Annotated in this window: 9 protein-coding genes; 1 reads left to right on the forward strand and 8 read right to left on the reverse strand. The window is 60.5% G+C overall.

Going from position 1 to position 11570, the window contains the following annotated elements; genetic code table 11:
* Positions 1-29: 29 nt before the first annotated feature.
* The 3 genes from HMPREF3138_RS11585 to HMPREF3138_RS11595 form a co-directional block, all read right to left on the reverse strand.
* A complete protein-coding gene (locus HMPREF3138_RS11585) occupies positions 30-1379 on the reverse strand; it encodes an MFS transporter (RefSeq protein WP_038878220.1) in 1350 nt (449 codons plus the stop codon).
* A gap of 85 nt (positions 1380-1464) precedes the next feature.
* On the reverse strand, positions 1465-2652 hold the full coding sequence (locus HMPREF3138_RS11590) for a M20 aminoacylase family protein (RefSeq protein WP_038878217.1): 1188 nt from the start codon (positions 2650-2652) through the stop codon (positions 1465-1467).
* Between the two features lie 84 nt (positions 2653-2736).
* A complete protein-coding gene (locus HMPREF3138_RS11595; RefSeq protein ID WP_038878214.1) occupies positions 2737-3549 on the reverse strand; it encodes a phytanoyl-CoA dioxygenase family protein in 813 nt (270 codons plus the stop codon).
* 111 nt (positions 3550-3660) lie between these two features.
* Here HMPREF3138_RS11595 and HMPREF3138_RS11600 point away from each other — a divergent pair, with 111 nt between their 5' ends.
* Complete coding sequence (locus HMPREF3138_RS11600) at positions 3661-4578, forward strand: LysR family transcriptional regulator (protein WP_038878212.1); 918 nt, start codon at positions 3661-3663, stop codon at positions 4576-4578.
* Positions 4579-4654: 76 nt separating this feature from the next.
* On the opposite strand, the gene glpD is transcribed toward HMPREF3138_RS11600, so the two are convergent.
* The 5 genes from glpD to malT all read right to left on the reverse strand — a co-directional run bounded on the left by glpD (position 4655) and on the right by malT (position 11352).
* On the reverse strand, positions 4655-6163 hold the full coding sequence (gene glpD, locus HMPREF3138_RS11605) for a glycerol-3-phosphate dehydrogenase (RefSeq protein WP_038878209.1): 1509 nt from the start codon (positions 6161-6163) through the stop codon (positions 4655-4657).
* Between the two features lie 247 nt (positions 6164-6410).
* The gene (locus HMPREF3138_RS11610; RefSeq protein ID WP_004930797.1) at positions 6411-7169 is read right to left on the reverse strand and encodes a DeoR/GlpR family transcriptional regulator; all 759 of its coding nucleotides are present in this window, start codon (positions 7167-7169) and stop codon (positions 6411-6413) included.
* A gap of 50 nt (positions 7170-7219) precedes the next feature.
* Positions 7220-8056, reverse strand: coding sequence for a rhomboid family intramembrane serine protease GlpG (glpG, locus tag HMPREF3138_RS11615; protein WP_038878206.1), 837 nt, complete (start codon positions 8054-8056; stop codon positions 7220-7222).
* Between the two features lie 172 nt (positions 8057-8228).
* Positions 8229-8555 (reverse strand): thiosulfate sulfurtransferase GlpE, encoded by a 327-nt coding sequence (glpE, locus tag HMPREF3138_RS11620; protein ID WP_004930790.1) that lies wholly within the window; start codon positions 8553-8555, stop codon positions 8229-8231.
* A gap of 82 nt (positions 8556-8637) precedes the next feature.
* Entirely contained in the window at positions 8638-11352 is a 2715-nt protein-coding gene (gene malT / locus HMPREF3138_RS11625; RefSeq protein WP_048232095.1) for an HTH-type transcriptional regulator MalT, read from the reverse strand.
* Positions 11353-11570 lie beyond the last annotated feature (218 nt).

Raw genomic sequence — 11570 nt, forward strand, 5'->3', positions numbered from 1 at the left:
AAGCCACCTCCTCAGGAGGTGGTCTTTTACTATGGCGCTAATTCCTCACTCGTGATGCGATCGATATCTTCGCCGGTACGATCGCGTATCCACAGCAGCGCCAGCGTGGACAGGGCGACCGTCGTCATCATGTACCAGGCCGGTGCGAGGGGTTGTCCGGTCACCTGCAGTAACCAGGTCACGAAGAACTGCGCGAATCCACCAAATACCGAAACGCCAATGCCGTAAGCTGCCGCCATGCCGGTGGTGCGGATCGATTTGGGATACATCTCCGGCAGCATGGTAATGCCCGGCACCGTTTGTAGGGTTAACAGCATGGATAGCAGGCCGATAATCAGCAGTAGGTTAAAGAGGCTGGGCGCGGCGTTCAGCCACTGGAAACTGGGGACAATCGCCACCAGCGTCAGCAGCCGCGAGTAAAAGATCACCCGTTTGCGCCCATAGCGATCCGCCAGCCAGCCAACCGGAGGTGAGAGCAGAAAACAGGTGATCCCCACGACGACGCTTGCCAGCAAGCTGGAGGTGGTAGGCAGACCTAGCACCCGGGCGGCATAGGCCGGCATATAAAAAGCGATGATTTGAGTCGAAACCATAGCGCCCAGCATCAGCAATACGCTTTTAACCAACGTCAGTTTGTGTTGTCCGAACAGCTCGCGCAGCGGGCTGCGGCAGGCGGCATGTTGTTTGGCCTGTTGGGTGGATAAGCCAATGATGAGGGTATCCTCAAGATGGCGGCGGATATACCACCCTACCGGTGCGGTGAGCATGCCGATGAAAAACGGCACTCGCCATCCCCAATCGCTCATCGCCTGTTGGTCCAGGCCAGCAACCAGCGCGGCGACCATGACGGCGCCGAGAAAAATGCCCAGCGATTGGCTGCCGAATTGCCAACTGGCGTAAAACCCTCTTTGCGCAGGTGGCGCATGTTCTACCAGTAAGGTGGTAGCCGCGCCGACTTCCCCGCCGGCGGCAAAACCCTGTATCAAACGCGCCAGCATGATGATCAAGGGCGCCATAATGCCGATTTGTTTATACGTTGGCGCCAGAGCCATCATGGCGCAACCCAATCCCATCAGAAACAGGGTCAGCGCCATCGCCGAGCGGCGCCCGAAGCGGTCGGAATAAGAGCCGATTAGCAGCGCGCCGACCGGCCGCATAAGGAAACCCACGCCGAACGTGGCAGTGGTCAACAACAACTGACCATAAGCTGAAGCGGCGGGGAAAAACAGCGGGCCGATAAACAGCATCAGAAAACTGAATACCGTGAAGTCGAAAAACTCCAGGGCATTGCCAATTGTGGTGCCGGCGATGACTCGCCGGCGCGATGCGTACAGGTTCGTCCCCGCACTCGGTGCGGAGAGGGTGGAAGTGGCGGTCATGATGTTCTCCTTGCAGACAAGGGAGGCATAGGCTGAGCTGCCGGGCAGAATGCCCCCGGTCTGAATGAACGATGTCGGGGATGAATCAGCCGGCGGGTTTGAGGAACGTGCTCACCAGCCTCACCCAGTAACTGGCCCCATAGGGCAGCGCCGCATCATTGAAGTCATAGGCGGGGTTATGCAACGGACAACCGCCTTCCGTCCCTTGGCCATTGCCCATGATCAGATAGCTGCCAGGGCAGGCCTGCAGCATGAAAGAGAAATCCTCGCTGCAGGTCATCGGCTGCATGTCGGGAAGCACGCCATCCTCCCCGAGCCATGAGAGCGCCACCGAGCGAGCCAGATCGGTTTCTTCAGGATGGTTATAGAGCACCGGATAAGCATTGGCATCGACAGAGACTTCGGCCGTTGTGCCAAAGGCTGCGGCTTGGGCATGCGCCAGGGCTTCAATGCGTTGCAACAACAGGTGGCGCGTGGTTTCCTTCAGCGCTCTGACGGTGATCGCCAGTTCTACGCAGGTTGGCACCACTGTAGAACTGCTGCCGCCATGAATTGATCCTATCCCAACGACGCCCGTGTCCAACGGCGGCAGATTGCGTGCGACGACGGTTTGCAATGCCATGACCAGAGAGGCCGCGGCGACGACCGGATCGGCCGTTTCGTGGGGCATGGCACCGTGGCCACCCCGGCCGTTGATGCGGATCGTTACCGTATCGGCCGAGGCCATGAAGGCTCCTGGCAGGAAGCCGAAGCAGCCTACCGGCAATCCTGGCCAATTGTGCAGGGCGAATACCGCATCGCAGGGGAAGCGTTGAAACAGGCCGTCTTCGACCATTCTCTTCGCCCCCAGGAATCCCTCCTCGGCGGGTTGAAAGATAAGACGCACGGTGCCGTCGAAATCGATACTTTGAGCCAGACATTGGCCGGCGGCCAAGAGCATAGCGGTATGGCCGTCGTGGCCGCAGGCATGCATTTTGCCACTGTGGCGGCTGGCGTAAGGCAGGCCACTGGTTTCGACGATCGGCAACGCGTCCATATCGGCTCGCAGGCCAACAATGCGCTGGCTTTGTCCTTTGCGCAGCGACGCGACGACGCCGGTTCCCGCTAAGCCGTGATGGACGTCATAACCCCAATCGCGCAGCTTGTCCGCGACCAAACGACTGGTGTCGAACTCTTCTTCGCTCAATTCAGGATGGGCGTGCAGGTGCTGGCGCAGCGCCACCATGGGCGGCATCAGCTCGTGTACTTCGGGCAAGATGGTGTGAAACGACATAACTCTCTCCTCAGCAGCGATGTTTGGCCTGATCGTCGGCTGAGACGCTGTCAGGCTCTCTTTTATTGTGCAGGTGGGACGCGCTTAGGTTTCAGGCCAGATTTGCGGGAACCAATCCGGACGCAGGCGCTGGCCAGGTTGCATGCCATGGTTGGGATAGGGGGGGGACGTTTTCCCCGGGCGTTCGGCATAGCGCACATCTTCGCCTAACCAGCGCAGTGAAAGTACGCGCCGCCGGGATGTGCTCAGGTTGCCCCGCGCGCCGTGCACGGTGCGAAAGTCGAACAGCACCGCATCGCCAGGTTCCATTTCCCACTCTAAAACCGACATGTTGGGTTCGATATCCGGATTGGGTACCGGACGATAACGGCTGCTATCCTCGTAGAAGTTACCGTCGTCCTTCCAGCGCAACGGCAATACCCATTGCGACCATTGGTGGGAACCGGCGATCAGGCGCAGGGTTGCCTCGCGCACGGGGTCAACTGGGAGCCACAGACTGACGGTCTGTTCGCCATCGAGAAAATAATAAGGGATGTCCTGATGCCAGGGCGTCGGTTTCTGCGTACCCGGCTCCTTGACCAGCACATGGTCGTGAAAGAATTGCGCGCTGGCAGATTGCATGACCGCCGCCGCAATACCGGCTGCGGGCGATTCACGAACTACGGCGGCAAATTCGGGGATGCGTTCCCAGTTGCAGTAATCATCGAAGAAACCGCCCGGTTCACCGGTGGTGACGACGTTAGTGGCGTATGGTCCCGGCTCACGCTGGTTGCGCGCTATGCCTTCGGCGATAGGTTCGATCCAATCTTTGAACGCACCACGCAGGCAAATAGCACCATCGCGTTGGAAAGTGGCGACATCGTCCTTTGAGACCAAAGAGGTGACTGACTGGTTCATAATGGCTCCTTTGTGACGGCCGCCATGATCTCGGCGACCACCATTGGACTATTCGTCAGAGCCTTCCAAAAATAAAATAATATGTTCCGATCTGGCTCCTCAGGTTTTTTTATGAAGATTACGCTGCGCCATATTCGCTGCGCCTTGGCGGTGACTCGCCACGGCAATATCACACAGGCTGCCGAGCACTTGAATGTCTCGCAGCCGGCGGTTTCCGCTGCGCTCAATGAATTGGAAGAGCTTATGGGGAAAGCGCTGTTTGTGCGCCAGCGAGGGCAAGGGGTGACGCTCACGCCATTTGGGCGACACGCGATGGACAAGGCCCAGCAGATAGTTGCCGGCGTGCACGAGCTGGAACGCCTGGCCGACGAGCGCAGAACCTTGTCCGGTGAGCTGACGTTGGGGTGTTTTGAAGATTTGGCGCCTTACTGCCTGCCGCAGCTGTTGCGGGGGCTGAAAGAAAGTCATCCGGCGATTGGGGTCTCGATTCGTGAATATGGCTTCGACCAAATCAGCAAGCAGTTAAGCAACGGCACGTTGGACGCGGCGCTCAGCTATGATCTCGGCCTGCCGGATCGGATACGCAGCACCGTGTTATGTGAACTGTCCGCTCATGCACTGCTGCCGGCCGATCACCCATTGGCTGAGCAAGGTGAGGTCAGTCTGCGGCAGCTCTGTAACTACCCGTTGGTGTTGACGAATCAAGCCTACAGCTCACAGCATTTCCTGGAGTTGTTCCACTTCCACGGTCTGCAGCCACAGCGTCTCAGTAAGGCCTACTCCCTCGAATTGCAGCGTGGTCTGGTGGCCAACGGTTTTGGTGTCGCCGTGGCTTACACCCGACCCTTTGGCGATCACAGCTACGATGGACAGCCATTGGCCATCCGTCCCATTGCCGAACCGTTGCCGCCACAGCGTATTGTTCTGGCTGAGCCGCGCGCCAGCAGCGACTCGCCCCTGGTCAATGCGCTGCGGGAACGGGCGATGCGGTGGTTTGGTGAAAGCGCGGGGTTCGGCTGGCGCCTTTAGTGAGGTTGGCGACGTGGACGGCAAATGGAAAAAGAAAAGGGCCGGATAACCGGCCCTTTTTTCGTTACGCTGCGGCTCAGGAAGCCAGAGACAGCGCTTTCGTTTTCGCGTGTTCCGCCAGCCAGGCTTTCACCCGCGCCTGCTGCGCTTCGTCCAGCCACATGCCCAGCTTGGTGCGGCGCCAGATGGCGTCGTCCAGCTCTACGACCCACTCTTTGTCGGTCAGGTAGCGCAGTTCGGCTTCATACAGACCGTGGCCGAAATCTTCGCCCAGATCGCCGAGGCCGTTGGCACCGGCCAGGATCAGCTCGCTCTGGCTGCCGTAGGTGCGGGCATAGCGGCGCGCCAGGGCTTCCGGCAGCCAGCCGTGCGCACGGCGCAGTTTGGCTGCGTAGCCGTCGCGATCGCCGCCGATGTCACCGCCTGGCAGCGTGGCGTTTTTGGTCCACGCCGGGCCGCAGCCTGGGTAGTAGTGGGCCAGTTTTTCCATCGCGTGCTCGGCCAGCTTGCGGTAGGTGGTCAGCTTGCCGCCGAAGACCGACAGCAGCGGTGCCTTGCCTTGCTCGTCGTGCACGTCCAGCGTGTAATCGCGGGTGATCGCCTGCGGCGAATCGGATTCGTCGTCGCACAGCGGACGCACGCCGGAGTATGTCCAGACGATGTCGTCTCGGCCCAGCTGCTTCTTGAAGTGATCGTTGTACACTTTCAGCAGATAAGCGATTTCGTTCTCGTCGATCTTCACGTCCTTCGGATCGCCTTTGTACTCCACGTCGGTGGTGCCGATGATGGAGAACTCGTCATTCCACGGGATCACGAACACGATGCGGTGGTCTTCGTTCTGCAGAATGTAAGACTGCGGCTGATCGTGCACGCGCGGCACCACGATGTGGCTGCCTTTGATCAGGCGGATGCCGTAAGGCGATTTCAGCTTCAGGCCGTCGTCGAAGAAGTTTTTCACCCACGGGCCGGTGGCGTTCACCAGGCCTTTGGCGCGCCAGGTGAAGGTTTTGCCGCTGTCGATATCGACCGCTTCCACCATCCACAGGCCGTTTTCACGCCATGCGCGGGTCACTTTGGTGCGGGTGCGCACTTCGCCGCCGCGTTTTTCGACTTCCTGCGCGTTCAGCACCACCAGGCGAGCATCGTCGACCCAGCAGTCGGAATATTCGAAACCGCGCTTCAGTTCAGGCTTCAGCACCGATTCTGGTCCAAAGCGCAAGCCCTTGCTGCCCGGCAGGCTGGTGCGTTTGCCCAGGTGATCGTACAGGAACAGGCCGATACGGATCATCCAGGCCGGACGCAGGTGCGGCTGGTGCGGCAGGCGGAAACGCATCGGGAACGCGATGTGCGGCGCCAGCTTCAGCAGCACTTCACGCTCGGCCAGCGCTTCGCTCACCAGACGGAATTCGTAGTGTTCCAGGTAGCGCAGGCCACCGTGGATCAGTTTGGAACTGGCGGAAGACGTAGCACAGGCCAAGTCTTGCGCTTCCAGTAGCAGTACCGACAGCCCGCGCCCGGCAGCATCCGCCGCGATGCCGGCACCGTTGATGCCGCCACCGATAACGATCAAGTCTTTGGTTTCCACGTCATCTTCCTCCAGATGTTCGAAATAGCTCTTTCGTGTTCGTTTTCGCTCATGATTGTAATCAAAAACCAACAAGCAAGCCAAGACTTAACCAAACAAAAACATTTAGGCGTGATAGAGGTAACAGTTTGGTGATGATAGTCACATAAATGATATGGATATGGCGCGAGCGCGCAAACGGCTGTCGATGAAGAGGGGCGGGTGGGAGGAAACGGGGCGGCGGCGCGCCCCGCAGGTTAACAGCGGATCAGCACAGCTCCAGCTGCACGTCGTACTGCTCGATGATTTTCATCACGCTCGGCGGCGGTAACTGGTCGGTAAACAGGTAGTCGATCAGATTCATGTTGCCCAGGTTGACCATGGCGTTGCGGCCGAATTTGGAGTGGTCGGTAACCAGCATCACGCAGCGGGAATTTTCGATAATCGCTCGTTTGGTGCGCACTTCGTGATAGTCGAATTCGAGCAGCGAGCCGTCCATATCGATGCCGCTGATGCCGAGAATGCCGTAATCGAGGCGGAATTGAGAGATGAAGTCCAGGGTGGCTTCGCCCATGATGCCGCCGTCGCGGGTGCGCACTTCGCCGCCGGCCAGGATCAGACGGAAGTCTTCCTTGGCGGTCAGCAGGGTGGCGACGTTGAGGTTGTTGGTGACCACGCGCAGGTTCTTGTGGTTCATCAGCGCATGGGCCACCGCTTCCGGCGTGGTGCCGATATCGATGAACAGCGTGGCGCCGTCCGGGATCTGGCTGGCGACGCGCTGCGCGATGCGGGCTTTCTCTTCCGACCACATCACCTTGCGATCGTTATAAGCAGCGTTGACCGAGCTGGAAGGCAGCGCCGCGCCGCCGTGGTGACGCTGGATCTTGTTCTGGTCGGCCAGGTCATTCAAATCGCGGCGAATCGTTTGCGGGCTGACGTCAAAATGTTCCACCAGCTCTTCCGTGCTGACGTAACCCTGCAGGCGCACCAGCTCGATAATTGCGTCATGACGCTGTGTTTGCTTCACGATAATCCCCTAAAACGCCCGCTATGCCCGCTGGGCACAGCTCCCGGCTGTTATTGTTCGTTGTGTGCGCGATGACGCGTATCCCAAAATGCCATCAATAACCCTAACACTAAACCGGCTACGTGTGCCGCGTTGGCGATCGACATTCCTAAAATATCGAAATATCCGGCCACCAACCACAGCACCGAGAACACCATCAGCCCGCGCGGCAGCATCAGGCCGCGCTCCGGCGCCCGTTCACCCGTCAGCCACACATAGCCCATCAGCGCATAGACCACGCCCGACAGCCCGCCGAACAGCGCGCCGCTGAACAGCGATTGCGCCCAGCCGCTGAAGAAGGCCGACACCACCGCCAGCACGAACAGCTTGCCGGCGCCGAGGCGTTTTTCCATCTGGCCGCCGAGATACCACCACCACATCAGGTTAAACAGGATATGCAGCAGGGAGAAATGCAGGAACGCATGGCTGACCCAGCGCCACAGCTGCGTGTATTGGCTGCTGTCCTGCGGCCAGGAGAGCCAGTACATCACGGTGTCGTCGCCCAGCGCCTGCATCAGGATGTAGACCGCGATGCACAGTACCATCACGCCGAGCGTCAGCGGCCCGGCCTTGCTGCGCAGGGTGTGCAGGTAGGATTCGCTCTGATAGTGCAGGCCGGCGTCGGTATGGCCGGTCTGCCAGCTGGCGGCCTGATAACGGCGGTTGAGCGGATCGACCAGAAACTGCTGCAGCTCGTGTTGCACCTGTTCGAGGTGGCCGTCGTCGGCCAGCCAGATTTCCGCCGCCTCGCCGCTGTTGCGCAGCTCAAGCCGGATGCCCTGGGTCGCCATATAGTCGACAAAGGCCAGCGCCAGGCGCGGGTTGGATATGGCGATTACTCTAACCATTGCTCTTCCGTCGTAAGTGAATGATTTTGGCCGCGGCTTGCTCGTCGGCGACCCTGACGGCCGATTATAACGTCGAAATCCTGAGCGCTGGCAAACGGATCTGCGAAAAACCCGCGAAAACGCGCATAAAAATGAAGGGGGAAGCCCGCCGATGCGCGGCGGGCGGCGGGGATCAGGCAGAGGTTTCCACGTCTTGCGGATACTGACGGGCCCAGGCCTCGAAGCCGCCGTCGATGCTGTAGACCGCGTCGAACCCCTGGTGCAGCAGGTACTGCGCCGCGCTGCGGCTGCTGTTGCCGTGGTAGCACATCACCATCACCGGCCGCTCGAAGTCGTTTTGTTGCATAAAGGCCGACAGGGTGGCGTTGGTGAGATGAAAGGCGCCTGGCGTATGCCCGGCTTCAAAACTTTGCGGATCGCGGATGTCGACCAGGGCGGCGCTGCCCTCTTTCCAGCGGGTGTACGCCTGCTCAACGTTGATCGCTTCGAACTGTTCCATACTGCTGACTGCCTCGTAATTGGGGGACGCCGCTATTGTAACCAACTCTGCGGCGTTTAAGACCAGAGGGATATCAGGGTTTTTAAGCGCCGTACCCCATCATCTTCAACAGCTGCTGCGCCTGCTGCACCGCTTCCTGGCGATGGGCCACGCCGAGCTTCTGGTACAGGTTGCGGATGTGCGTCTTGATGGTGGTAGCCGCCACGTCCAGCTCACCGGCGATCTGGTCGTTGCTGTAGCCGGAATAGATAAGCCCCAGCACCTGCCATTCGCGCTGGGTGAGCGGGCTGGTGCGGATCAGCTCCGGCACCTGCGGGTGGGTCAGCAGCTTATCGACGAAGTTCTCGTCAAAATGCGCGAACTTGTGCCGATGATGCTGGTTGATGTCGCGCAGAATGCGCTGGGCACGATGCTGTTCCAGCTCCGGCAGCGTGTTGAGCTGGATCAGCTGGCGCAGCTGCTGCGCCATCGCTTCGCCCTCGATGACGAAATGGCTGATAAAGCCGGTGCGGTTGGCCAGCGACAGCGCTTCGATCAACGCCTGCTGCGCTTCGCCCTTGCGCTCTTGCAGCCAGTACAGCTGGTTGCTGAGCAGCAGGTTGCGGTTGAGATCGCTCACCAGCCGCAGCCGGCGGGCGTTCTCGTTCAGTTCATCCAGCACCACGCCGGCCTCGTCATACTGGCCGAGCAGAATCTGCACCCGCGCAATGTTGCGCCACTGGCCCTGCGTGAAGTGGTTGTCCGCCATGCCGGGCTTTTCGGTGTGGCGCAGCCACTGGGCGGCGGCGGCGGTGTCGCCGGTCATCTGCCAGTGGATCACCCGTGACTTGTCGGTGTTGGTCAGCCAGTCGCGATGGTAATGGGCGCCGTGCAGCAGGGTTTCGCAGCGCTGCAGGTGAGTATTGGCATTGTCCAGATCGCCGCGCGCCAGCGAGCATTTGGCCAACATGGCGATGCACTGCAGCTGCTGCTGCGGTTGGTAGTTGGCCAGAATTTTCAGCCCGGCGCGCGCCGCGTCTTCCGCTTCGTCCAACCGTGACCATGACCACAGGATCTGGGCGCGGATGCGCAGCAGAAATTCGTGCATCGGCAGCTGTTCCAGGTGCTGCTCGCGGATCAGTTCGAACGCCTTGTCCTGGGTTTCGTAAGCGGCCTGCAGGAAGCCTTGGGCGATAAGGATTTCGCTCTGCTGCAGCAGCGCCCAGAGCGCGTAATGGTTGGCCTGATGGCGACGCGCCATCTGCTCGGTCTGCTGCATCATCGGCAGCGCGCGCGCCAGTTCGCCCTTGCAGTGGTGCACTTCGCCGGTCACCGAGGTGGCGACGATGCGGCTGTAGTAGCTGGACAGCGGCAGGAATTTCAACGCTTCGGTCGCCAGCCGCTCGGCTTCTTCCGGTTTGCCGGCGTTGATCGCCACCTGGGCGCGCAAGGCGTCGAACTCGGCGTGCAGCGTTTGGTCTATCTCGATTTTCTGTTCGCGCATGGTGCGCTCGGCGCGCTCCAGCAGGGTGTTGACCTCGCCGTAGCGGTGCTGGCTCTGCGCCAGCCAGGCCTGCAGCAGCGCCAGCTTGGGGTTTTGGATCAGGCGCTCATACGGCAGCGCGTTGAGGCACTCCTCCAGCAAGGCCAGTTCGCTGTGGTGGAACAGCGACCAGGCGTGTTGCAGCAGGATATCGCGCAGCATGCTGACGTCGCTGGCCGCCAGCGCGTGGTGAATGGCCTCCGCCGGATACCCCAGCGCCAGCCAGCCTTCGGCAGCGGCGCGGTGCAACCCCGGCAGCTCCAGCGCCAGTTCCCACTGGCAACGCTGGCGCAGGAAAGAGGCGAACAGCGGGTGGAAGTTGAACCATTCGCCGGTGTCGTCCATGCGGTGGATAAACAGCCCCTGACGCTCCAGCTCCTCCAGCCGCTGCTGGCCGTTGTCTTCGCCGGTCAGCCGCACGATCAGCGCGTCGTTCATCGAGCGCAGCACCGAACAGCGCAGCAGGAAGGCGCGCGCATCGGCATCGACGTGATCCAGCACTTCGTCCACCAGGTAGTCTGACAGGTGACTGGCGTTCAGCCCCGCCAGGCGCTTGGCCGACAGCTGGGCCGACGAGGCGGACTGACGGGCCGACAGCGCGATCAGCTGCAGCGCGGTGGCCCAGCCTTCGACTTCGTCGCACAGGCGGCTGCTGTCCTGCTGTTCCATCGGCGCCGCCAGGCGGCAGTCGAAGAACTGTTTGGCTTCCTGATGGGTAAACGCCAGCTGCTGCGTACCCATTTCCAACAGCTGATCGCGCACCCGCAGATTGGCGATGCCGAGCGGCGGCAGGGTGCGTGAGAGCAGGATCAGCGTCAGGTTTTCCGGCTGATGGCGAAGGAAAAAGCGCATGGCTTCGTGGATGGCGTCGTTGGTGATAAGGTGGTAGTCGTCGATCACCAGGTACAGCGGCTGGTGCCAGTCGGCCAGCTCGATAAACAGCTGGGCGAACAGCGCCGACAGGCTGGCGTACTGATGCTTCTGGCTCAGCGCCTCGCTCTTGACGCAGCGGCCGCCGCTGGCCTGCTGCAGCGCGGCGATCAGGTAGCTGGCGAAGCGCTCCGGCTGGTTGTCGCTCTCATCCAGGGAATACCAGCCCAAATCGGCCTTGCCGGCCGCCCATTGGGCGATCAGCGTGGTTTTCCCGTATCCCGCCGGGCAATTGACCAGTGTCAGGCGATAGTTGCCCGCGCTGGCCAGTTTGGCCAGCAGGCGATCGCGGATCACGGTATTTTGCAGCCGTACCGGGCGGCTCAGTTTTGATGGGATCAGCATAGTATTCCAGGGTATAAATCGCGGTTCCCGCCGGGATTGGAGTGGTGCTAATTATTTTATGGTTCGTAATTAATAGCTCCCCCTAACTTCTGCCAACCCTAAACGTATTGCAACAAGCTTCCGCATCGGCTTGGAGTTAAGTTGCTATCGATCACACTTTTTTACGTTTGGCGCCGGCGCGCGGCGAGGCGGTTGCAGATCGCATTTCCGGCCATGGA

Source organism: Serratia sp. HMSC15F11 (genome assembly GCF_001808215.1).
GTDB classification, from domain to species: Bacteria; Pseudomonadota; Gammaproteobacteria; order Enterobacterales; family Enterobacteriaceae; genus Serratia; species Serratia nevei.